At 69.7% G+C, this 22321-nt stretch carries 20 protein-coding genes; 16 read left to right on the forward strand and 4 right to left on the reverse strand.

Going from position 1 to position 22321, the window contains the following annotated elements; translation table 11 throughout:
• The first annotated feature begins 59 nt into the window (after window positions 1-59).
• The 11 genes from I7S92_RS11800 (at window position 60) to lexA (ending at window position 10351) form a co-directional block, all read left to right on the forward strand.
• Window positions 60-1466 carry a protein adenylyltransferase SelO gene (locus I7S92_RS11800; protein WP_197644351.1) on the forward strand — a complete coding sequence of 469 codons (1407 nt, stop codon included), beginning with the start codon at window positions 60-62 and terminating at the stop codon, window positions 1464-1466.
• Window positions 1467-1644: 178 nt separating this feature from the next.
• On the forward strand, window positions 1645-2196 hold the full coding sequence (locus I7S92_RS11805; RefSeq protein WP_197644353.1) for a helix-turn-helix domain-containing protein: 552 nt from the start codon (window positions 1645-1647) through the stop codon (window positions 2194-2196).
• 152 nt (window positions 2197-2348) lie between these two features.
• Window positions 2349-3554 carry a glycine C-acetyltransferase gene (gene kbl / locus I7S92_RS11810; RefSeq protein WP_197644356.1) on the forward strand — a complete coding sequence of 402 codons (1206 nt, stop codon included), beginning with the start codon at window positions 2349-2351 and terminating at the stop codon, window positions 3552-3554.
• A gap of 38 nt (window positions 3555-3592) precedes the next feature.
• Entirely contained in the window at window positions 3593-4618 is a 1026-nt protein-coding gene (tdh, locus tag I7S92_RS11815) for an L-threonine 3-dehydrogenase (RefSeq protein WP_197644559.1), read from the forward strand.
• Window positions 4619-4885: 267 nt separating this feature from the next.
• Entirely contained in the window at window positions 4886-5251 is a 366-nt protein-coding gene (locus I7S92_RS11820; protein ID WP_197644359.1) for a cupin domain-containing protein, read from the forward strand.
• Between the two features lie 282 nt (window positions 5252-5533).
• Window positions 5534-6124, forward strand: a complete 591-nt coding sequence (locus I7S92_RS11825; protein WP_197644362.1) for an anthranilate synthase component II — start codon at window positions 5534-5536, stop codon at window positions 6122-6124.
• The gene (gene trpD, locus I7S92_RS11830; protein ID WP_197644364.1) at window positions 6121-7134 is read left to right on the forward strand and encodes an anthranilate phosphoribosyltransferase; all 1014 of its coding nucleotides are present in this window, start codon (window positions 6121-6123) and stop codon (window positions 7132-7134) included. Before I7S92_RS11825 ends, trpD begins: the two co-directional genes overlap by 4 nt.
• Window positions 7135-7143: 9 nt before the next feature.
• Window positions 7144-7956, forward strand: coding sequence for an indole-3-glycerol phosphate synthase TrpC (gene trpC, locus I7S92_RS11835; protein WP_197644367.1), 813 nt, complete (start codon window positions 7144-7146; stop codon window positions 7954-7956).
• Complete coding sequence (gene moaC / locus I7S92_RS11840; protein ID WP_197644370.1) at window positions 7953-8429, forward strand: cyclic pyranopterin monophosphate synthase MoaC; 477 nt, start codon at window positions 7953-7955, stop codon at window positions 8427-8429. Before trpC ends, moaC begins: the two co-directional genes overlap by 4 nt.
• Entirely contained in the window at window positions 8429-9586 is a 1158-nt protein-coding gene (locus I7S92_RS11845; RefSeq protein ID WP_197644373.1) for a molybdopterin molybdotransferase MoeA, read from the forward strand. Before moaC ends, I7S92_RS11845 begins: the two co-directional genes overlap by 1 nt.
• 78 nt (window positions 9587-9664) lie before the next feature.
• Window positions 9665-10351: a transcriptional repressor LexA gene (gene lexA / locus I7S92_RS11850; protein WP_197644376.1), complete on the forward strand. Its 687-nt coding sequence runs from the start codon at window positions 9665-9667 to the stop codon at window positions 10349-10351.
• On the opposite strand, the gene I7S92_RS11855 is transcribed toward lexA, so the two are convergent.
• A complete protein-coding gene (locus I7S92_RS11855) occupies window positions 10348-12402 on the reverse strand; it encodes a ComEC/Rec2 family competence protein (protein WP_197644561.1) in 2055 nt (684 codons plus the stop codon). The two genes, lexA and I7S92_RS11855, sit on opposite strands and share 4 nt — an antisense overlap.
• 93 nt (window positions 12403-12495) lie before the next feature.
• Between I7S92_RS11855 and gltX the strand changes: the two genes are divergently transcribed.
• Window positions 12496-13893: a glutamate--tRNA ligase gene (gene gltX, locus I7S92_RS11860; protein ID WP_197644379.1), complete on the forward strand. Its 1398-nt coding sequence runs from the start codon at window positions 12496-12498 to the stop codon at window positions 13891-13893.
• 95 nt (window positions 13894-13988) lie between these two features.
• Window positions 13989-15278 (forward strand): citrate synthase, encoded by a 1290-nt coding sequence (locus I7S92_RS11865; RefSeq protein WP_197644381.1) that lies wholly within the window; start codon window positions 13989-13991, stop codon window positions 15276-15278.
• A 9-nt stretch (window positions 15279-15287) separates the two neighbouring features.
• On the opposite strand, the gene I7S92_RS11870 is transcribed toward I7S92_RS11865, so the two are convergent.
• The 3 genes from I7S92_RS11870 to I7S92_RS11880 all read right to left on the reverse strand — a co-directional run bounded on the left by I7S92_RS11870 (window position 15288) and on the right by I7S92_RS11880 (window position 19854).
• Window positions 15288-16343 carry a T6SS phospholipase effector Tle1-like catalytic domain-containing protein gene (locus I7S92_RS11870; protein WP_197644563.1) on the reverse strand — a complete coding sequence of 352 codons (1056 nt, stop codon included), beginning with the start codon at window positions 16341-16343 and terminating at the stop codon, window positions 15288-15290.
• A 4-nt stretch (window positions 16344-16347) separates the two neighbouring features.
• Entirely contained in the window at window positions 16348-18633 is a 2286-nt protein-coding gene (locus tag I7S92_RS11875) for a xanthine dehydrogenase family protein molybdopterin-binding subunit (protein ID WP_197644384.1), read from the reverse strand.
• Window positions 18634-18708: 75 nt separating this feature from the next.
• On the reverse strand, window positions 18709-19854 hold the full coding sequence (locus I7S92_RS11880) for a type III PLP-dependent enzyme (protein WP_197644386.1): 1146 nt from the start codon (window positions 19852-19854) through the stop codon (window positions 18709-18711).
• 214 nt (window positions 19855-20068) lie between these two features.
• Between I7S92_RS11880 and I7S92_RS11885 the strand changes: the two genes are divergently transcribed.
• The 3 genes from I7S92_RS11885 to I7S92_RS11895 all read left to right on the forward strand — a co-directional run.
• A complete protein-coding gene (locus tag I7S92_RS11885) occupies window positions 20069-20500 on the forward strand; it encodes an Lrp/AsnC family transcriptional regulator (protein WP_197644388.1) in 432 nt (143 codons plus the stop codon).
• 54 nt (window positions 20501-20554) lie between these two features.
• On the forward strand, window positions 20555-20899 hold the full coding sequence (locus I7S92_RS11890) for a DUF1428 domain-containing protein (protein ID WP_197644390.1): 345 nt from the start codon (window positions 20555-20557) through the stop codon (window positions 20897-20899).
• Window positions 20900-20977: 78 nt separating this feature from the next.
• Window positions 20978-22321 (forward strand): class I tRNA ligase family protein (locus tag I7S92_RS11895; RefSeq protein WP_197644392.1); only part of this gene is annotated, 1344 nt, incomplete at its 3' end.

Here is a 22321-nt window from a genome sequence, read left to right on the forward strand (position 1 = left end):
TGCGCAGGCGGGTTGCCGGGCTATCTGTAGACTTCTGGACCGGCCCCCGGGATGTCACGATGACCATAGCCTTCGACAACAGCTGGGCGCGCGATCTGCCGGGCAGCTTCCTGCGCGTCCCGCCCGATGCCGCGCCCGCGCCCCGGCTTCTGGCGCTGAACCGCCCGCTTGCCGCCGACCTCGGCCTCGACCTCACGGATGCGCAGGCGCGCGACTGGTTCTCCGGCGCCGCCCTGCCGCCCGGCGCGGACCCGATCGCCCAGGCCTATGCCGGACACCAGTTCGGCGGCTTCTCGCCCCAGCTCGGCGACGGCCGCGCGCATCTCCTGGGCGAGATCCTCACCCCCGACGGCCGCCGCTTCGACCTGCAGCTCAAGGGCTCGGGCAGGACGCCCTTCGCGCGGGGCGGCGACGGCAAGGCGGTCATCGGCCCGATGCTGCGCGAATACCTGATCTCGGACTTCATGGCCGCGATGGGGGTGCCCACGACCCGCGCCCTGGCCGTGGTGGCGACGGGCGAGGAGGTCTGGCGCGAGACGAAGCTTCCCGGCGCGGTCCTCGCCCGCGTCGCCGCGAGCCATATCCGCGTCGGCACCTTCCAGTTCTTCGCCGCCCGCGGCGACCAGGAAAAGGTGAAGGCGCTCGCCGACTATGCCATCGCCCGGCATTACCCGGAGCTTGCCGGGGCCGACGCTCCCTACCTCGCCTTCCTCGACGCCGTCATCGCCCGGCAGGCCCGGCTCATCGCCGAATGGATGGGGCTCGGCTTCATCCATGGCGTGATGAACACCGACAACATGGCGATCTCGGGCGAGACCATCGACTACGGCCCCTGCGCCTTCATGGAGGGCTACGCCCCCGGCACCGTCTTCTCCTCGATCGACCGCCAGGGCCGCTATGCCTATGCCAACCAGCCGCTGATCCTCGGCTGGAACCTCGCCCGGCTGGCCGAGACCCTGCTGCCGCTCCTCGACCGCGACGAGGGCCGCGCGGTCGAGATCGCCAACGACCGCCTCGCCGGGATCGCCCCGCGCTACCGGGCCGAGTGGCTGGCGGTGATGCGCCGCAAGCTGGGGCTGGCGGGCGAGGACGCAGGCGACGCCACGCTGGCCGAGGACCTGCTGCCGGCGATGCAGGGCGCCGACTGGACTCTGACCTTCCGCCGCCTGGACGACACGGCCGCGCTGCGCCCGCTCTTCGAGGATTTCTCCCGGATGGAAGCCTGGCTCCCCCGCTGGCGCGCCCGCGCCGGGAATGGCGCCGTCGAACGGCTGGCGAAAGCCAACCCCGCCGTGATCCCGCGCAACCACAAGGTCGAGGAAGCCCTCGCCGCCGCGACCCAAGGCGACATGGCCCCCTTCCGCGCCCTTCTCGCCGCGATCCGGCAGCCCTTCACCGAAAGCGAAGCCTACATGCTCCCCGCTCCGTCCGGCTTCGGCCAGTACGTCACCTATTGCGGCACCTGACCGCTCCTCGTTCGACTTCGTCTTCTCGTCGCCGGGCGAGGAGTGACGCAGTCATCGACGAGCCCCCCGCGAGAATGGCGAAACCGTCGCCAGGCCCCCTCGCGGGGAGTGACGCCGTCATCGACGGGCCGCCGGGCGCATGGATTGACGCCCCCGCCCTTCCCCGCCACCATGGCGCATGGCCGACCGCTCCGACATCCACGACCGCCTCGCCGCCTCGCTCCGCGCCGCCCGCAAGGCAAGGGGCCTGTCCCTCGACGCCGCCGCCAAGCTCTCCGGCGTCTCCCGCTCGATGGTCAGCCAGATCGAACGCGGCGAATCCTCGCCCACCGTGGCCACGCTCTGGGCCCTGACCCGGGCCCTGCAACTCGACTTCGCCGGCCTCCTCGAGGGCCGCCCCGCCCCCGGCATCGACGTCACCCGCGCCGCCGCCGCCCCGGTGATCGACCGCGCCGGGGTGAAGATCCGCATCCTCTCGGCCCCGGAATCGGTCGGCACGCATGAGGTCTACGAACTGGTGTTCGCAAAGGGCGCGAAACTCGCCTCCGAAGCCCATTCCCCCGGCTGCCGCGAGCATCTGACCGTGCTGGAGGGCCGCCTGACCGTCACCTCGGGCGAGGCCGGCGAGCGGCTCGGCCCCGGCGACGTCGCCCGCTATCCCGCCGATCGCGCGCATGAGATCGCCGCCGAAGGCACGGCCCGCGCGATCCTGATCGTCCAGGACAGTTGACCCGTTGCAGCGGGGGGTTTCACACCCCCCGCACCCCCCGTGGAGTATTTTCGCCAAGAGGAAGCCGCATCCGCTTTAAGGGATATGTTTCCGCCATATTGACACGAACCTCGCTCGCTGCCACATTCCGCCAAACCGGAAAGGATTCTGCCATGACGGACGCCCCCACGGACAAGGCCGCGTTCCTGGAGCACATCGCCGCCACCCTGGCGGGGATCGAGGCCGAGGGGCTCATGAAGCGCGAACGGCTGATCACAGGCGCTCAGGGCGCGCATGTGCGGATGGCGGGGCGCGAGATGCTGAACCTCTGCGCCAACAACTACCTCGGCCTCGCCTCCGACCCCCGCCTGATCGCCGCCGCCAAATCCGCGATGGACGACCACGGCTTCGGCATGGCCAGCGTCCGCTTCATCTGCGGCACGCAAGACCTGCACCGGCAATTGGAGACCCGCCTCGCGCACTACCTCGGCCACGACGACTCGATCCTCTTCGCCGCCTGCTTCGACGCCAACGGCGGCCTCTTCGAGCCCCTCCTCGGCCCGGAAGACGCCGTCATCTCCGACGCCCTGAACCACGCCTCGATCATCGACGGCATCCGCCTCTGCAAGGCCAGGCGCTACCGCTACGTCAACAGCGACATGGCCGATCTCGAGGCCCAGCTGAAACAGGCCCGCGCCGACGGCGCCCGCTTCCTGATGATCGCCACCGACGGCGTCTTCTCGATGGACGGCTATTACGCCAAGCTGCCGGAAATCCGCGCTCTTGCCGATGCTTACGGCGCGCTGGTGATGGTCGACGACTGCCACGCCACCGGCTTCACCGGCCCGAAGGGTGCAGGTACCCCGGCCCGCGCCGGGGTGCAGGTCGACCTCCTCACCGGCACGCTCGGCAAGGCGCTCGGCGGGGCCCTGGGGGGCTACATCGCCGGGCCGCAGCCGGTGATCGACCTCCTGCGCCAGCGCGCCCGGCCCTATCTCTTCTCCAACGCGCTCCCCCCCGCCGTGGTCGGCGCCGCGCTGGCCGCGCTCGACATCGTGGAGGCGGCCGACGACCTGCGCGCCCGCCTCGCCGCCAATGCCGAATACTGGCGCGCGGGCCTCACCGCCGCCGGCTTCACCCTCCTGCCGGGCGAACATCCCATCGTCCCCGTCATGCTGGGCGACGCCAAGCTCGCGCAAGCCATGGCCGCCGACCTGAACGCGCGGGGCATCCATGTCGCGGGCTTCTTCTTCCCCGTCGTCCCGAAAGGACAGGCCCGCATCCGCACCCAGATGAACGCCGCCCTCACGAAGGACGACCTCGACTTCGCCCTCGACGCCTTCACCCAGGCCGGCAAGGCCACCGGAGTGCTGAAATGACCAACGAGAAGCCCGCGCCGGTCGGTGGCGCAAACGACATGAAAGCCCTGGTGAAAGCCCGTCCCGAACCCGGCCTCTGGATGGAACGCCGCCCGGTGCCCGAGATCGGCCCCGACGACGTGCTGATCAAGATAAACAAGACCGGGATCTGCGGCACCGACATCCATATCTGGAACTGGGACGCCTGGGCGCAAAAGACCGTGCCCGTCCCCCTCGTCACCGGCCACGAATTCGCCGGCGAGATCGTGGAGATCGGCCGCAATGTCGAGGGCCTGACCCTCGGCCAGCGCTGCTCGGGCGAGGGCCACCTGATCGGCAAGACCAGCCGCCAGAGCCGCTCCGGCAAGTTCCACCTCGACCCGGAAACCCGCGGCATCGGCGTCAACGAACCCGGCGCCTTCGCCGAATACCTGCGCCTGCCGGCCTTCAACGTCGTCCCCCTGCCCGACGCCATCGACGACGAGATCGGCGCGATCCTCGACCCGCTCGGCAACGCCGTCCACACCGCCCTCAGCTTCGATCTGATCGGCGAGGACGTGCTGATCACCGGCGCGGGTCCCATCGGCATCATGGCCGCCGCCGTCGCCCGCCATGTCGGCGCGCGGCATGTGGTGATCACCGACATCAACCAGGCCCGCCTCGACCTCGCCGGACAGGTGGCCGACGTGGTGCCGGTCAATGTCGCCACTACCGACCTGAAATCGGTCTACTCCGGCCTGCACATGACCCAGGGCTTCGACGTGGGCATGGAGATGTCGGGTAGCCAACAGGCCCTCGACCAGATGGTCGAGCATATGGTGATGGGCGGCCGCATCGCCATGCTCGGCATCCCGCCCGGCAAGTCGCCGGTGGACTGGTCCCGCATCGTCTTCAAGGCGATCACCATCAAGGGCGTCTATGGCCGGGAAATCTTCGAGACCTGGTACAAGATGATCGCCATGCTGGAAAACGGCCTCGACATCCGCCGGGTGATCACCCACCGCTTCAAGGTGGACGCGTTCCAGCAGGGCTTCGCCGCCATGCGCTCCGGCCTCTCCGGCAAGGTGGTGCTTGACTGGACCTGAACGAGACCGCACCCAGCCCATTCATCTTTGCCAAAATATCCCCGCCGGAGGCATCCGCCGCCTCGTCCCGCGCGAAGCCTGACGATTGCGCCCGCCGCCGCGGCCAGCGCCTCCCCTCCCCCTCGTGGGGAGGGGCCGGGGGTGGGAGGCCGCCAGCGGACTCCGGACACAACGGCCCCGGAAATGCCCCGAAATCGCCCGACGGCGTTAACCCGCCGCTAACCATTCCCCGGTGAGCCTTCCGGCAGGGAACATGGGGACAGGATCATGGACGGATCGCATCGCAAGGGCTTTGCCGAGGCAGCGGGCGCCGCCCTCGCTCCGGCCCCGGAGGTGACGCCGACCGCCATCGCCCGGGGCTCCCGCTTCCGGGTGCGCTCCCTCCGCCTCGATCCCGGCGGCGCGACCGCGCTGCAATCCCACCTGCACCGCTCGGAACACTGGGTGGTGGTCGAGGGCACGGCCGAGGTCACGCTGGACCGGCACTCCCGCCTCGTCGGCGAGGGCGAGGCGGTGCATATCCCGCTCGGCTTGCCGCACCGGCTGGAGAACCCCGGCCGCCTGCCGGTGACGCTGATCGCGGTGGAAACCGGCTGCTATCTCGGCGAGGATGACCTGATCCGCCACGAGTAGACCCTTCGCGAACATTTCCCGCGGGAAGCCGATGGCGCGCCAGGGCGAGCCACCCGGATGCCCGCAGCCGCCCCGCTGCCGCCGCGCCGGCCGCCGCGAGGAGTGCACGAAGTGCATCGACGAGCAGCCCCCAGGCTCACGCCCGGCCGAACCCCCACAGCCAACCCATTGATTTCCCAAGCCCGCCAATCCGGCCCGGCGTAGACGGCCGCGCCGAACCCCGGTTTACACCGTCCCCCGCATCGGCGATAACCAGCCCTGACCGGCCCGAAGGTTACGCCCATGCTCCTCCTGATCGACAACTACGACAGCTTCACCTGGAACCTCGTCCACTATCTGGGCGAGCTTGGCGCAGAGGTGGTCGTCAAGCGGAACGACGCGCTGGAGGTCCAGGACGCGCTCGCCCTCAGGCCCGAGATGATCGTCCTCTCTCCCGGCCCCTGCGACCCCGCCGCAGCCGGGATCTGCCTGCCGCTCACCCGCGCCGCCGCGACGGCCGGCATCCCGCTTCTCGGCGTCTGTCTCGGCCACCAGACCATCGGCGAGGCTTTCGGCGGCAAGGTCGTCCGCTGCCACGAGATCGTCCATGGCAAGATGGGGACCATGCATCACTCCGGAAAGGGCGTCTTCCGCGGCCTGCCCTCGCCCTTCCAGGCAACCCGCTACCATTCCCTCGTCGTCGACCGCGACAGCCTGCCACCCGAGCTGGAGATCACCGCCTGGCTCGAGGACGGCACGATCATGGGCCTGCGCCACCGCAGCCACCTGATCGAGGGCGTGCAGTTCCACCCCGAGTCGATCGCCTCGGAGCACGGCCACCAGCTCCTGCGGAACTTCCTCGACGAGGCCCGCGCCCTCACGGTGCCGGCATGAGCGAGGTCCTGAAACCCCTGATCGGCATCGCCGCCAACCGCCCCCTCACCCGTGCCGAGGCCGAGGCCGCCTTCACCGCGCTCTTCGAGGGCGAGGGCACGCCGGCCCAGATGGGGGGCTTCCTGATGGCGCTGCGCACAAGGGGCGAGACGGTGGATGAATACGCCGCCGCCGCCACGGTGATGCGCTCGAAATGCAACCCGGTGACGGCCCCCGAGGGCGCGATCGACATCGTCGGCACCGGCGGCGACGGCAAGGGGACGCTGAACATCTCGACCGCCACCGCCTTCGTCGTGGCCGGCGCGGGCGTCACCGTCGCCAAGCACGGCAACCGGAACCTCTCGTCCAAGTCCGGCTCGGCCGACGCGCTGACCGAGATGGGCCTGAACGTGATGGTCCCGCCCGAGGTGGTGGAACGCTGCCTCGCCGAGGCCGGGATCGGCTTCATGATGGCGCCGATGCACCATCCCGCGACGCGGCATGTGATGCCGGTCCGCTCGGAACTGGGGACGCGGACGATCTTCAACATCCTCGGCCCGCTCACCAACCCCGCCGGGGTCAGGCGCCAGTTGACCGGGGCCTTTTCGGACGCGCTGATCCGGCCGATGGCCGAGACCCTCCTGACCCTGGGGTCGGAGAAAGCCTGGCTGGTCCACGGCTCGGACGGCACCGACGAGATCACCATCTGCGGCGCGACCTCGGTCTCGGCCGTCGAGAACGGCGCCGTCCGCGATTTCACCCTCCACCCCGAGGATGCGGGCCTCGCCCCGCATCCGTTCGAGGCGATCCTGGGCGGCACCCCGGCCGAGAACGCGGTCGCCTTCCGCGCGCTCCTGGACGGGGCGCCGGGCGCCTATCGCGACGCGGTCCTGCTGAACGCGGCCGCAGCACTGGTGGTGGCCGACAAGGCGGGAACCCTGCGCGACGGCGTGGCGCTGGCCCGCGAGTCGATCGATTCCGGCGCCGCGCGCGGCAAGGTCGACGCGCTCCGCCGCCTGACGAACGCCTGAGGGGGGCCCATGAGCACGATTCTCGACCGTATCAAGGCCTACAAGCTTGACGAGGTGGCCGCGCTCAAGGCCGCGCGCCCGCTGGCCGACCTGCAGGCCGCCGCCCGCTCCGCCGCCCCGCCGCGCGGCTTTGCCCGCGCCCTGCGCGATGCCGCCGCCAGCGGCTATGGGCTGATCGCCGAGATCAAGAAGGCCAGCCCCTCCAAGGGCCTGATCCGCGCCGATTTCGACCCACCCGAACTGGCCCGCGCCTATGCGGCCGGGGGGGCGGCCTGCCTCTCCGTGCTGACCGACGGCCCCTCGTTCCAGGGGGCGAACGATTTTCTCGTCGCCGCGCATGATGCGGTCACCCTGCCCTGCCTGCGCAAGGATTTCCTCTACGACCCGATCCAGGTGGTCGAATCCCGCGCGCTGAACGCCGACTGCATCCTGATCATCATGGCCTCGCTCGACGATGCCCAGGCCGCCGAACTCGAGGCCGCAGCCTTCGAACTCGGGATGGACGTGCTGATCGAGGTGCATGACGAGGCCGAGCTTGACCGCGCCGCCCTGCTGAAATCGCCGCTGATCGGGATCAACAACCGCAACCTGCACACCTTCGAAGTGTCGCTCGATACCACCCGCCGCCTGGCCCGCCGGGTGCCCGAGGACCGGATCATCGTCGCCGAAAGCGGACTTCACACCTGCGACGACCTCGCCGATCTCGCGCAATACGGCGCGCGCTGCTTCCTGATCGGCGAAAGCCTGATGCGGCAGGACGACGTGACCGCCGCGACCAGGGCGATCCTGGCCAAACCCCTGACCGCGCAGGGCGGGCTATGAGCGGGCTGTCGCATTTCGACGACCGGGGCCAGGCCCATATGGTCGATGTCTCGGACAAGCCGGTGACCGACCGGATGGCCGTCGCCGTGGGCGCGGTGCGGATGCGTGCCGAGACCCTGGCGCTGGTCTCGGAAGGCCGGGCGAAGAAGGGCGATGTCCTCTCCGTGGCACGGCTGGCGGGGATCATGGCGGCGAAAAGGACCTCCGACCTGATCCCGCTCTGCCACCCCTTGCCGATCACCAGGGTCGCGCTGGAACTGGTGGCCGACCCCGCCCTGCCGGGGGTGCGGATCGAGGCGACGGTCAAGACCTCGGGCCAGACCGGCGTCGAGATGGAGGCGCTGACCGCGGTCTCGGTCGCGGCGCTGACGGTCTATGACATGGTGAAGGCGGTCGAGAAGTCGATGGTGATCGACGGCATTCGCCTGATCCTGAAGGATGGCGGAAAATCAGGACGTTACGAGGCGGAGTGATGATTTCGGTCGAAGATGCGCTGGCCCGCTGCCTGGCTCTGGCCCAGGTGCTTCCCCCCGAAACCGTGCCGCTGGCGCAAGGCGCCGGGCGCTGGATGGCCGTCCCCGCCACCGCCCGGCGCGACCAGCCGCCCTTCCCGGCCTCGGCGATGGACGGCTACGCGGTCGCGGGCGATCCCGCCGTCGGCGACAGCTTCCTCGTGGTGGGCGAGGCGGGCGCGGGCCATGCCTTCGCCGGGACGATCGGGCCGGGCGAGGCCGCGCGGATCTTCACCGGCGCCCCGGTGCCCGAGGGCGCGACCCGGGTGGTGATCCAGGAGGACGTGCGCCGCGAGGGCGACCGGATCACCCTGACCGGCGCCGATGGCGGCGCGAACATCCGGCCGCGCGGACAGGATTTCCGCGCCGGAGACAGCCTGGCCCCCCGCCTCCTGCGGCCGAACGACCTCGCCCTCCTGGCGGCGATGAACGTGGCGCAGGTCACCGTGACGCGGCGCCCGGTGGTGGCGCTGGTCGCCACCGGAGACGAGCTGGTGATGCCGGGCGAGGAGCCGGGACCGGACCAGATCATCGCCTCGAACGGCTTTGCGCTGAAGGCGATGATCGAGGCCGAGGGCGGCCTGGCGCGGATGCTGCCGATCGCGCGCGACACCGAGGCGGAGCTGGAAACCGTCCTCGGCCTGGCCGAGGGCGCGGACCTGATCGTCACCATCGGCGGCGCCTCGGTCGGCGACCACGACCTCGTCGGCCGGGCGGCCGGTTTCGCGGCCGATTTCTGGAAGGTGGCGATGCGTCCGGGCAAGCCGCTGATGGCGGGCCGGCTGAACGGCGTGCCGATGCTCGGCCTGCCGGGCAATCCGGTCTCGGCCATCGTCTGCGGGCATCTCTTCCTTTTGCCCATGGTCCGCGCGATGCTGGGCCGCCCGGACGCGGCCCCCGTCCCGCGCGAGGCCCGGCTGACCGTCGATCTGCCCGCGAACGGCCCGCGCGCGCATTACATGCGGGCGCGGCTGGCCGCGGGACCGGCGATCAGCCCTTTCGACCGCCAGGATTCGGCGCTTCTGTCGATCCTGGGCCAGGCCGACGCCCTGCTGATCCGCCCGGTCGACGCCCCGCCCTGTCGCGCCGGGGACACCGTGCCCTACCTCCCGCTTTAGCCGCCCGTCGATAATTCTTGACACAAACCGGGAACACGGGCAGAACATTGTGTTAACTCATGATGTGGGGATCTGGCCGTGCTGACACGCAAGCAGTTGGAACTTCTGGACTTCATCAAGACACGGATGGACCGCGACGGGGTGCCGCCCTCGTTCGACGAGATGAAGGATGCGCTGGACCTGCGCTCGAAGTCGGGGATCCACCGGCTGATCACCGCGCTGGAAGAACGCGGCTTCATCCGCCGCCTCGCCCACCGCGCCCGCGCGCTGGAAATCGTGAAACTGCCCGAGGCGATGGAGAGACCCGGCTTCTCACCCAAGGTGATCGCCGGCGACCGGGTCGATCCGCCGCGCGGCGCGCTGCCGGTCTCCACCGTCCATGCGCTGGAACTGCCGGTGATGGGCCGCATCGCCGCCGGCGTGCCGATCGAGGCGATCTCCGAGGTCTCGCACCACGTCGCGGTGCCGGGCTCGATGCTGTCCGGCAAGGGCCAGCACTACGCGCTCGAGGTCAAGGGCGATTCCATGATCGACGCCGGGATCAACGACGGCGACATCGTCGTGATCCGCGAGCAGTCGACGGCCGAGAACGGCGATATCGTCGTGGCCCTGGTCGAGGATCACGAGGCCACGCTGAAACGCTACCGCCGCCGCGGCAACATGATCGCGCTCGAAGCCGCGAACCCGGCCTACGAGACGCGGGTGTTCCCCGACCATCTGGTCAAGGTGCAGGGCCGGCTCGTGGGGCTGATCCGCAGCTACTAGGGCCTTGGCAGCCGCACCGGGCGGACGGGCGGCGACCAGAGACGGCTGGCGTCCTGCGTCACCGTGATCGCCAAAGCGTCGCCCACCGTCCACAGCGCCAGCGGCCCGGTCTCGCGCAGGATGCGCTGGTCGATCAGCGGGCAGCCCTCCGGCACCTCCTCGGCCCGTTCGGCCAGGATCACCAGATCGGCCGTGGCGCAGGCCCCGGCCAGCCGCGCCAGCGCCCCCTTGCCCGACAGCGCGACCATCCGCCGCCCGGCAAGCTGGAACCGCCGCTCGCCCTTGGCGCCCTGGAACCCCGGCCGCGCCGCCGCGCGCTCCTGCCCCGCCAGGTCGCCGTCGTTCTCCAGCCAGCTTTCCGCCGCGAAGCCGCCGCCCCGCGCGGCCGAGAGCGCGCGCCCCTCCGGTCCCGCAAGGCCGACCAGCCGGCCATCGCCCGAGATCAGCAGATCCGGCCGCTCCCCCCCGCTCCAGAGAGCCAGCGCCAGCACCGCCGCCGCCAGTCCCGGACCGCGCCACCAGCCGCGCCAGAGGATCGCCCAGATCGCGCCGAGCGTGAACAGCGGCAGGACCCATGGCCCCGGCCCCGGGATCGCCGTCACCGACCCCTCCAGCCCCGCGATCCAATGCGCGACGAACAGGATCCAGCGCGCGCCCTGCTGCATCGCCCAGAGCGGCAGGCCCGCGAGGCCCAGCGGCGCCAGCAGCGCCGCCAGCGCCCCGGCGGGCATGATCACCGCCCCCATCACCGGCACGGTCAGGAGGTTCGCGACCAGCCCGTAATCGGTGAAGCGGTTGAAATGCGCCGCCGCGTAGGGCGCGGTCGAAAGCCCCCCGATCAGCGAGGACAAAACCAGCGTGAAGACCGGCATCAGCCAGCGCGGCACCCGCTCGCGGTAGATGCTGCCCTCCAGCGCGCCGAAGCCCAGGATCAGCGCGATGGTGGCGGCGAAGGACATCTGGAAACCGGGTTCCAGCAGGCTTTCCGGCTTCAGCGCCAGCAGGATCATGCCCGCCACCGCCACCGACCGCAGCGACAGCGCGCGGCGGTCCAGGAGCACGGCCCCGAGGACGACCGCGATCATGATGAAGGCCCGCTCGGTCGCGACATTCGCGCCCGAGAGCAGGAGGTAGAACAGCGCCACGCCAAGGCTTGCCACCGCCGCCACCTTCTTGCTGTTCACCCGCAGCGCCAGGAACGGGACCAGCGCCAGCCCGTAGCGCAGGAGCGCGAAGACGAAGCCGGTGAGGAAGGCCATGTTCATCCCCGAGATCGCCAGCAGATGCGCCAGCGACGAATCGCGCAGCGCCCGCACCGTCTCCTCGGTGATCGCCGAGCGGTCGCCGGTCATCGCGCCGGCCGCGAAGGCCCCCGCCTGTCCCTCCATCCGCGCCAGCATCCGTTGCGTCAGCCAGCGGCGCAGCCGGTCGATCGGCAGCGCGCCGCCCTCGGGCTCCTCCAGCAGGAGGACCGGGGTCCGCGTATAGCCGACCGCCCCCAGCCGGTCGAAAAAGGCCATGCGGCGAAAGTCGAAGCCGCCGGGTTCGACCGGACCCTGCGGCGCGGCGAGGGTGGCGGTCAGGATCACCAGCTGACCGGGGGCCGGGATGAGGAAGTCCTGCGCCTCCTGCAGCGAGATGCGGACCCTGGCCGGGGTGCGGTCGGGCGCGACCTCGCGCAGGACCACCCGGTCCAGCGTCAGGCGCAGCGCATCGGATTGCGAGCGGTCGATATCGACGATCCGCCCCTCGACCGGGCCGTGATAGCGGAACTCCAACATCGGCGCGGCCAGGGAATGGGCCCGGATCCCCGCCGCCAGCCAGCCCGCCAGCAGCGCCGCGAGGCCGATGGCCAGGGGCCGCGCAAGCTCGGGCCCGCGCGCGGCGAGGCCCGTGGCCGCCGCCAGCCCCAGCGCCGCCAGCGCATAGGCCCCCGGCCCCGGCTCGCCGCCCTGGGCGAACCAGAGCGCGATGCCGCAGCCCATCAGGACGGCGATCCAGGGGAACAGCGTCCCCCGCGCCGCCTGAAGCCCCAGAAGCGGCGCACGCATCAGCCGGACCAGCGCCACCTTGTCTCCCACCCCGCGATTGCCTAAACCCTCCGCCAGTCTAGGCGCCGCCTGGTTTCCGAAAGGTTAATCCCGATGTCCTCTCCCGTCGTCACCCGCTTCGCGCCCTCGCCCACGGGCTATCTGCACATCGGCGGCGGCAGGACAGCGCTGTTCAACTGGCTTTACGCGCGCGGCCGCGGCGGCAAGTTCCTCCTCCGGATCGAGGATACCGACCGCGAGCGCTCCACGCCGCAGGCGACGGCAGCGATCCTGCGCGGGCTGACCTGGCTCGGCCTCGACTGGGACGGCGATGTCGTCAGCCAGTTCGAACGCCGCGACCGTCACGCCGAGGTAGCGCATGAGATGCTTGCGCGAGGAACGGCCTACAAGTGCTTCAGTACTCAGGAAGAAATCGCCACCTTCCGCGCGGCCGAGGAGGCTGCGGGACGCTATCCGGTGTTCCTCTCGCCCTGGCGCGACGCCGATCCCGCGACCCATCCCGACGCGCCCTTTGCCATCCGCATGAAGGCCCCGCGCAGCGGCGAGACGGTGATCGAGGACGAGGTGCAGGGCCGTGTGGTGATCCGGAACGAGACGCTGGACGACATGATCGTCCTGCGCTCGGACGGGACGCCGGTCTACATGCTGGCGGTGGTGGTCGACGATCACGACATGGGCGTCACCCATGTGATCCGGGGCGACGACCACCTGAACAACGCCGCGCGCCAGCAGATGGTCTATGACGCGATGGGCTGGCAGGTGCCGGTCTGGGCGCATATCCCGCTGATTCACGGGCCGGACGGCAAGAAGCTCTCCAAACGCCACGGCGCGACCGGGGTCGAGGAATACCAGGCGATGGGCTATCCTGCGGCGGGGATGCGCAACTACCTCACCCGGCTCGGCTGGGCCAAGGGCGATGCCGAGATCTTCACCAGCGAAGAAGCTATGGCGATGTTCGACCTCTCCGGCATCGGGCGGGCCCCGGCGCGGCTCGATTTCAAGAAGCTCGAGAACACCTGCGGCCATCACATGGCGATGGCCGGAGATGCCGCGCTGCTGCATGAACTGGAGGCCTATCTGGCCGCCGCGAACCGCCCGGCTCTGACCGGGGCGCAACATGAACGGATGGTCCTGGCGCTGCCCTTCCTGAAGAAATCCGCGAAGACCTTCCCGGAACTGCTTGAAAAAGCACATTTCCTGATGATCTCGCGCCCGGTGCTGCGCGACGAGAAGGCCGAGGCCGCGCTGGATACGGTATCCCGTGGTATACTGAAATCATTGACGCCGCGCCTGCAAACTGCTAGCTGGACCAAGGACGCACTCGAGCCGATCCTGACCGAGATCGCCGCGGAAAACGGCATCGGTTTCGGCAAGCTCGCCGCGCCCCTGCGGGCAGCGATCGCGGGCCGCAGCGTTACACCTTCCGTTTACGACATGATGCTAGCCATCGGTCGCGAGGAAACCGTCGCAAGGCTGCTGGACGCCATCTGAGGTTGCGCCCCCGGTCTTGAAGCCGCCCCAGCCGGGGTGCAGGATAGCCATGGGCCGCCCCGGCATGGGACGACCCGCCATGACCGGGGAGAACCATGTCGGACAACGTCGCCAAGCTCAACCTCAACGGGAATACCTATGATCTTCCCGTGCACAGACCCACTCTCGGCCCCGACGTGCTGGATATCCGCAAGCTCTATGGCGAGGCGGATGTCTTCACCTTCGACCCGGGCTTCACCTCGACGGCCGCCTGCGAAAGCGCGATCACCTATATCGACGGCGACAAGGGCGAGCTTCTGTATCGCGGCTATCCGATCGAGCAGCTGGCCGAGAAATCGACGCATCTCGAAGTCTGCTACCTGCTGCTCTACGGCGAACTGCCGACCGCCGCGCAGCTGGCCGACTTCACCCAGCGCGTGACCCGCCACACCATGGTGCATGAGCAGATGCACTATTTCTTCCGCGGCTTCCGCCGCGACGCGCATCCGATGGCGACGATGGTGGGCGTGGTCGGCGCCATGGCGGCCTTCTACCACGATTCGACCGACATCTCCGATCCCTGGCAGCGCGAGGTCGCGGCGATCCGCATGATCGCCAAGCTGCCGACGATCGCGGCGATGGCCTACAAGTATTCGGTCGGCCAGCCCTTCGTCTATCCGAAGAACGCGCTGAGCTATTCGGGCAACTTCCTGCAGATGTGCTTCGCCGTCCCGACCGAGGATTACGTGGTCAATCCGATCCTGGAAAAGGCGATGGACCGCATCATGATGCTGCATGCGGACCACGAGCAGAACGCCTCGACCTCGACCGTGCGGCTGGCGGGATCCTCGGGCGCGAACCCCTTCGCCTGCATCGCGGCCGGCATCGCCTGCCTCTGGGGCCCGGCGCATGGCGGGGCGAACCAGGCCTGCCTGGAGATGCTGAAGGAGATCGGCACCGTCGACCGGATCCCGGAATACATCGCCAAGGCCAAGGACAAGAACTCGGGCTTCCGCCTGATGGGCTTCGGCCACCGGGTCTACAAGAACTTCGATCCCCGCGCCAAGGTGATGAAGGAATCGGCGGACGAGGTGCTGGGGCTGCTCGGGATCGAGAACAATCCCCTCCTCCAGGTCGCCAAGGAACTGGAGCGGATCGCGCTGGAGGACGAATATTTCGTCTCGAAGAAGCTTTACCCGAACGTCGACTTCTACTCGGGCATCATCCTCGAGGCGATGGGCTTCCCGACCTCGATGTTCACCCCGATCTTCGCGATCTCGCGCACCGTGGGCTGGATCAGCCAGTGGAAAGAGATGATCGCCGACAAGAACCAGAAGATCGGCCGCCCGCGCCAGCTCTACATCGGCCCGGCGCAGCGCGACTACGTCGACCTGCGCCACCGCTGAAGGCACGCGTCATTCCGCCGGAACGCCGCTGGGCCAGCGCCCGGCGGCGGCTTTCATTGCGGTGGGGTGCAGCCGCTCGGAGCGGTCGCGGCCGATGACCCGCCGCCGCCGCCAGAGGAAGGCCTTGCCCCAGTGCCGCCAGGTTCCGACCATCGGCGCCTCCGGATCGCAGGGATAGCGCGCGCGCCAGGCCTCGGGCAGGGCGAGGTCCAGCGCCTCGACCCGCTCCAGCATCCAGACCAGCGGCAGGTTCGACAGCCGCCGCGCCGCCTCGAGCCCGCCGATCTGGCCGCCGATGTCGCCATGCGCGCCGCGGAACCAGACCTGCTCGACATTGCCCTCCCAGCCGGGCGGACATTCCCAGAGCACCGGCTCGAAGGCCATGCGGGTCTCGTGCAGGGCCAGCGCATGGAAGCCGTGCCGGACCGACGCGCCGAGGTGGTGGCTGTGAAAGGCGTAGCGGTCGGCGCTGAACAGCCAGAAGAACGGCAGGCGCAGCCCCAGCGCCTTCACCGTATCCCAGACCCCTACCATCTCGATCGGGGCCTCCGCATGGCAGAAGCGGCGGGCAAAGGCCTGGGCGGCCCGGCTGTGCGGCGCGCGTTCGTAATGCCGCCAGGCCAGCGTCACCGCCCGCTCGGTCGCGTGTTCGCGCTTCAAGAGCCCGACCCGGTCGATCACCCCGGCCAGCGAGCGGACCGCGAAAGCCCCGCGCGAATAGCCGAACAGGAAGATCCGGTCCCCCTCGCGATAGCCCGAGGCCAGCCAGCCATAGGCGCGGCGGATCTGCGGCGAGACGCCCCGGCCCTCGATCAGCGCAAGGCCGCGCAGCCAGCCCTCCCATTGCATGCCGGGCTCGTAATAAAGCCGCCGGTTCGCGGTGGGGCCCATGGACTGCAGAAGCTGGAACAACAGCCCCGCATTGCCCACCTGCCCCGGCTCGAGCGAGGAGAGCGTGCCGTCCAGGATCACCACATGATCGACCCGGCCCCGCCCGCGCCCCGGTTCGGGGGCGGGCGCGGGTTCCGTCGTGACCTCGACGTCCCGGCGGAGAAAGCGGCGCAGGCGGTCAAGAAGACGCGTGGCGGGCCTCCTCGATCCAGGTCCAGAGGCGGGACGGCGTGAAAGGCATGTCCACCTTGCTCACTCCCAGCGGCGCCAGCGCATCGCGGACCGCATTGGATATCGCGCCGAGCGCGCCGACGGTTCCCGCCTCGCCGCAGCCCTTCATGCCCAGGGGATTGGTGCGGGTCGGCACGCCCTGTTCGGCGAACCGGATCATCGGCAGGTCGGTCGCGCGCGGCATGGCATAGTCCATGAAGCTGGCCGTCACCACCTGCCCGCCGCCGTCCTGCACCAGCCATTCGGTCACCGCCTGGCCGAAACCCTGCGCCACCCCGCCATGCACCTGCCCCTCGACCAGGTTCGGCGCGACCAGCACGCCGAAATCGTCCACCACCGAATAACGGTCCAGCGTCAGCTTCCCGGTCTCGGGGTCGATCTCGACCTCGGCCAGATGGACGCCGTTCGGGAAAGAGCGGCCCTCCAGCGTGATCTTCTCGCTGCGGTCGATCAGGTCCGGCCGCCCCCTCGCCCGGGCCAGCGCCGCCGCCTCGGCCAGGGTGATGCGGTGGTTGGTGCCGGGGGCGACGAAGCGGTGCTCGGCGAAGGAAACCTCGGCGGCCTCCCATTCCCCGGCCAGGAAATCCTCGAAGGCCCCGATCATCGCGCCGACCGTCGCCCGCGTGGCCGTTCCCTGCACCGTGACCGAGCGCGAGCCGCCGGTGCCGCCGCCCCTGGCGATCCGGTCGCTGTCGCCCTCGACCACCCGGACCAGTTCCTGCGGGATCCCGGTCGATTCGCTGACGAAGCGGGAGTAGACGCTCTCATGCCCCTGCCCGTTCGACTGGGTGCCGACGTAAAGCGTGGCGCCGCCGTCCTCCTCCAGCACCAGCCGCGCGATCTCCTCCGGGCTGCCCAGGATCGCCTCGATATAGGCGGCGACGCCGAGGCCGCGCAGAAGGCCCTTCGCCCGGCTTGCCGCCGCGCGTCCGGCATAGCCCGCCGCACGCGGGGCGACCGTGTCCAGAAGCCCCGCGAAATCGCCGCCGTCGATCACCTCGCCCTCGAGCGTGACATGGGGAAAGCGGCGGATCACGTTCTTCCGCCGCAGTTCCACCGGATCGGCCCCCAGCACCCGCGCGGCATGGTCCATCGCGCGCTCGATGGTCAGGATCGCCTCGGGCCGCCCGGCGCCGCGATAGGCGTCGATCGGGACGGAATTGGTATAGACGCAGCGCGCCGCAAGGGACGCCACGGGGATGTCATAGACGCCGGTCAGCACTTTCGCGAAAAGCTCCGTCTGGATGCCCTGCCCGAATTGCGAATTGTAGGCGCCAAGGTTTGACACGAGGTTGACGCGATAGGCCGTGATCCGATGGTCGGCGTCAAAGCCCAGCTCGGCCCGCGCCACCAGATCGCGGCCGGCGTTGTCGCTCAGCATCCCCTCGGTCCGGGTCGAGACCCAGGCCACCGGCCGCCCCAGCGCGCGGGCGGCCTCGGCCAGGACGACGTATTCCGGATAGGTCATCGCCTTCATCCCGAAGCCGCCGCCGACGTCGGGATTGGTCACCCGGACCCTCTCGCGCGGCAGGTCCAGCATCCGCGACAGCTCGTTGCGCTGGCCCCAGACGCCCTGGCCGTTGACGCAGAGATGCAGCCGCTCGCCGTCCCATTCGGCGAAGGCCGCGCGGGGTTCCATCGGGGCGGCGGTGACGCGGTTGTGCACCACCTCCAGCGCGACGCGATGGGCCGAGCGCGCCAGCGCCGCCTCGGTGCCAGGCTCGTCGCCGAACCCATAGTCCAGCGCCAGGTTGCCGGGCGCCTCCGGATGGATCGCCGGATCCCGCGACTCCAGATGAAGAACGGGCTCCATGTCCCTGATATCATAAAGGATCGCCTCGGCCGCATCCCGCGCCGTCTCCGGCGTATCGGCGACCACCATGGCCAGGGCCTCGCCGACGAAGCGCACCCGTCCCTGCGCCAGGACCGGCCGCTCCGGCCCCTGCCCGTGCTGCCCGTCGCGGCCCTTGACCCGTTCGCCCTTCATGCCCAGCCTGACGCCCCGCGCCAAGAGGTCCCCGGCCGTCAGCACCAGATGCACGCCGGGCATGGCGCGGGCCGCGGTCCCGTCCAGCGCCAGGATCTCGCCATGCGCATGGTCCGAGCGCAGGAAGACCGCCCAGAGCGCCCCCTCGGGGATCAGGTCGGCGACATAGCGCCCGCGCCCGGTCAGGAAGCGCGCATCCTCGCGCCGCTTCAGCGGCTGGGCCAGGCCGAACTTGAGCTGTTGCATCCACGCACCTCCGCCCGGCGAAGGCTAATGGCCCGGCCGGATTTGTCCAGCCGGGCGCCGCTAATCACTGGCTTTTCAAAGCTTCAGCGACAGGACCGTCGCCATCTGCACATCGCCGAACCCGTTGAAGCGGGTATTGGTGACGGTGGAATAGGACCCCATCCCCTGCCAGACCACGAAGTCGCCTTCCGCCAGGTCCGCGGGCAGCGGAATCTCGCCCGGCAGCCGGTCGACCGAATCGCAGGTCGGGCCGAAGACGATGCGCGGCACCGCCTCGCCCCGGCGCTTCTCGCCCTCGGGCGACAGGACCTCGATCCGGTCGATCACGCCGATCATCGGCAGCTCGGTCAGCGAGCCATAGACCCCGTCGTTCAGGAACACATGGCTGCCGTCGCGCAGCGCCTTGACCCGGGCGGCCAGCGCATAGGCATCGCCACACAGCGCCCGGCCCGGCTCGCAGACCAGAAGCGGGCGGTCGGCGCCGAAGGCCTCGGTCGTGACGCGGTCGATCAGCTGGAAGGTCTCCTCCAGCTGCGGCAGGATCGCCGACATCCGGTGGCTGGGGAAGCCGCCGCCGACGTTCAGCCGCGCCAGCGTCACCCCCGCCGCCGTGGCGATCTTCGCGCCTTCGCGGATATAGGCCTCCCAGGCGTGGGGATCGGTGCATTGCGTGCCGGGATGGAAGGTCAGCGAGGGGATATAGCCCGCCGCCGCGACCTCTTTCAGAAGCTCGACCGCCAGTTCCACCGTCGCGCCGAACTTGGCGCCGAAGTTGTAGGCCGCGCCGGCGACCGGCAGCTTGTAGCGCACCGAAATCTCGGTCCCCTCGGCGGGCACCATCTCGATCAGCTTGGCCAGCTCGGATTTCGAATCGACGCTGTAGGACTTCACCCCGCGCTCGACCGCATGGGCGATCTCGTGCCGGGCACGCACCGGGTTGTTGTAATGGATCGCCGCATCGGGGGCGAGGCGGCGGATCAGGTCGATCTCGAAGGGCGAGGCGCAGTCATAGCCGCGAATCCCCGCGGCGGCGAGGTTCTCGACCATCGCCTCGCCCGGATTCGACTTGACCGCATAGGTCACCAGGCCCGGAAAACCGTCGATGAACCGACGCGCCGCCGCCTGCGCGGCCGAGGGCGCGAAGAACAGCACCGGGTTCTCCGGCTGCTGGTTCTTCAGATATTCGGTCGGATTGGTCCAGATCGTCTTGGAGAGTCCCATCGGCGTATTTCCCTTTGCCAACAAGACGCTTCGCCCTTCCCATTGCATTTGCGGGACCGGGCACCAGCGTGGTTTCAAGTGAACCAGGCCAGGTGCGTATGAGCCGCCCTTTTCCTGCAAATGAGGATGCCGCATATGGGTTACAAACTCACCGAACAAAACTGTATAAATGCGGTCGAACCTCGTTATATTGACGAAAACCATGGCAGATTGAATGGACGAACTGGATCGCAACATCATTGGCCTGCTCGGCGCGGATGCGCGGATGTCGGTGGCCACGCTCTCGCGCCGGTTGAAGGTGGCGCGCTCGACCATCCAGGCCCGGCTCGAGCGGCTGGAGACCAGCGGAATCATCGCGGGCTACACCCTGAAACTCGGCGAGGCCGCGCGCGAGGGCCGCCTGCGGGCCAGCGTGCTCCTCACCATCGAGCCGCGCTCGCAGGCGGCGGTGCTGACCCGGCTCAAGTCGATCGCCGAGATCGAGCGGGTCTTCACCACCTCGGGCCGATTCGACTTCCTGGTGCAGGTCGCCTGCCCCAACACCCAGGTGCTGGACCAGGTGCTGGACCAGATCGGGGCCATGGCGGGGGTGCGCAGTTCGGAAAGCCTGATCCACCTCTCGACCCGGATCGACCGGGCGGTCTGACGGGAACCATTTCCGGCGGCGCGCGTTCTGCACGCCTGTGACAAGGAGGTGACGATGTATATGGACGGATTCCTGATCCCGGTGCGCGATGCCGACAAGGAGGCCTACCGCGCGCATGAGGCGAAATGGTGGCCGACCTTCCGCGACATGGGCGCGCGCGCGCTGGTCGTGGGCTGGGGCGACGACGTTCCGCAGGGCAAGCAGACCGACTTCCGCCGCGCGGTGGACCTGCAGGAGGGCGAGACCGTGGTCCTGTGCTGGATGACCTGGCCCGACAAGGCCACCCGGGACGCGGCCTATGCCAGGATGATGGCCGAGATGCCGCAGGACATGGAGATGCCCTTCGACGGCAAGCGGATGGTCTACGGCGGTTTCTCCCCGATCCTGGAGCTTTCCTGACCCCGGTTCTGCCGCTTCCCCTTCCGCGCCGGGCGGGTTAGAACCCGCCCGAGACAGGGCCGCGCGGGGGAATGTGCCATGCCGATGGAAAAGACCTTCAACGCCGCCGAGGCCGAGGCCCGGATCTACAAGCAATGGCTCGAGGCCGGGGCCTTCCGCGCCGGGGCGAATGCGCGTCCGGGCGCGCCGGCCTTCTCGGTGATGATCCCGCCGCCGAACGTGACCGGCTCGCTGCACATGGGCCACGCCTTCAACAACACGCTGCAGGACATCCTGACCCGCTGGCACCGGATGCAGGGGCATGACACGCTCTGGCAGCCCGGCACCGACCATGCCGGGATCGCGACCCAGATGGTGACCGAGCGCGAGATGGCCGCGCATGGCGAGCCCTCGCGCCGCGACATGGGGCGCGAAGCCTTCCTGGCCCGCGTCTGGCAGCAGAAGCAGAAGTCGCGCGGCACGATCATCGGCCAGCTGCAGCGCCTGGGCGCCAGCGCCGACTGGGACCGCGAGGCCTTCACCATGTCGGGCGCTCCCGGAGCCCCCGCCGGCGAAGAGGGCAATTTCCACGACGCGGTGATCAAGGTCTTCGTCGATCTCTACTCCAAGGGCCTGATCTATCGCGGGAAGCGGCTGGTGAACTGGGACCCGCATTTCGAGACCGCGATCTCCGACCTCGAGGTCGAGAACATCGAGGTGCCGGGCCATATGTGGCACTTCAAATACCCGCTCGCGGGCGGCGAGACCTATGAATATGTCGAGAAGGACGCCGAGGGCAACGTCACCCTCCGCGAGACTCGCGACTATATCGCCATCGCCACCACCCGGCCCGAGACCATGCTGGGCGACGGCGCGGTCGCGGTTCACCCATCGGATGAGCGTTACGCGCCAATCGTCGGGAAACTCTGCGAAATCCCGGTCGGGCCCAAGGAGCACCGCCGCCTGATCCCGATCATCACGGATGAGTATCCCGACCCGGCGTTCGGGTCCGGCGCGGTGAAGATCACCGGGGCGCACGACTTCAACGACTACGCCGTGGCCAGGCGCGCCGGCATCCCCTGCTACCGCCTGATGGACACCCGCGCCCGGATGCGCGCCGACGGCCTTCCCTATGCCGAGGCCGCCGGGATCGCGGGCCGCATGTCCCGCGCCTGGCTGGTCGCCAGGGGCTACGCCACCCCCGGCATCGCCGAGCAGCCCGTCACCCTGACCGAATCCGAGATCGACGCCCTGAACCTCGTCCCCGACGAGCTGCGCGGCCTCGACCGCTACGAGGCCCGCAAGCGCGTGGTCGAGCAGATCACCGCCGAGGGGCTGGCGGTGATGGTTCCGGCGGCGGAGTGGGGGGGGGGGGGGGGGGGGGGGGGGGGGGCGGCGGGGCGGGGGGGGGGGGGGGGGGGCGGCGGGGCGGACCCCGACCTA

Source organism: Tabrizicola soli, from assembly GCF_015999335.1.
Classification (GTDB): domain Bacteria; phylum Pseudomonadota; class Alphaproteobacteria; order Rhodobacterales; family Rhodobacteraceae; genus Tabrizicola; species Tabrizicola soli.

Excerpts from the sequence above, each read along its gene's own strand:
- I7S92_RS11855 (WP_197644561.1), bottom strand. The coding sequence starts at position 12,402 with ATGCGTGCGCCGCTTCTGGGGCTTCAGGCGGCGCGGGGGACGCTGTTC.
- kbl (WP_197644356.1), top strand. The coding sequence starts at position 2,349 with ATGACGGACGCCCCCACGGACAAGGCCGCGTTCCTGGAGCACATCGCC.
- moaC (WP_197644370.1), top strand. The coding sequence starts at position 7,953 with ATGAGCGGGCTGTCGCATTTCGACGACCGGGGCCAGGCCCATATGGTC.
- I7S92_RS11825 (WP_197644362.1), top strand. The coding sequence starts at position 5,534 with ATGCTCCTCCTGATCGACAACTACGACAGCTTCACCTGGAACCTCGTC.
- I7S92_RS11875 (WP_197644384.1), bottom strand. The coding sequence starts at position 18,633 with ATGCAACAGCTCAAGTTCGGCCTGGCCCAGCCGCTGAAGCGGCGCGAG.
- I7S92_RS11820 (WP_197644359.1), top strand. The coding sequence starts at position 4,886 with ATGGACGGATCGCATCGCAAGGGCTTTGCCGAGGCAGCGGGCGCCGCC.
- I7S92_RS11800 (WP_197644351.1), top strand. The coding sequence starts at position 60 with ATGACCATAGCCTTCGACAACAGCTGGGCGCGCGATCTGCCGGGCAGC.
- I7S92_RS11805 (WP_197644353.1), top strand. The coding sequence starts at position 1,645 with ATGGCCGACCGCTCCGACATCCACGACCGCCTCGCCGCCTCGCTCCGC.
- I7S92_RS11865 (WP_197644381.1), top strand. The coding sequence starts at position 13,989 with ATGTCGGACAACGTCGCCAAGCTCAACCTCAACGGGAATACCTATGAT.
- I7S92_RS11885 (WP_197644388.1), top strand. The coding sequence starts at position 20,069 with ATGGACGAACTGGATCGCAACATCATTGGCCTGCTCGGCGCGGATGCG.
- trpD (WP_197644364.1), top strand. The coding sequence starts at position 6,121 with ATGAGCGAGGTCCTGAAACCCCTGATCGGCATCGCCGCCAACCGCCCC.
- I7S92_RS11890 (WP_197644390.1), top strand. The coding sequence starts at position 20,555 with ATGTATATGGACGGATTCCTGATCCCGGTGCGCGATGCCGACAAGGAG.
- trpC (WP_197644367.1), top strand. The coding sequence starts at position 7,144 with ATGAGCACGATTCTCGACCGTATCAAGGCCTACAAGCTTGACGAGGTG.
- I7S92_RS11845 (WP_197644373.1), top strand. The coding sequence starts at position 8,429 with ATGATTTCGGTCGAAGATGCGCTGGCCCGCTGCCTGGCTCTGGCCCAG.
- gltX (WP_197644379.1), top strand. The coding sequence starts at position 12,496 with ATGTCCTCTCCCGTCGTCACCCGCTTCGCGCCCTCGCCCACGGGCTAT.
- tdh (WP_197644559.1), top strand. The coding sequence starts at position 3,593 with ATGAAAGCCCTGGTGAAAGCCCGTCCCGAACCCGGCCTCTGGATGGAA.
- I7S92_RS11880 (WP_197644386.1), bottom strand. The coding sequence starts at position 19,854 with ATGGGACTCTCCAAGACGATCTGGACCAATCCGACCGAATATCTGAAG.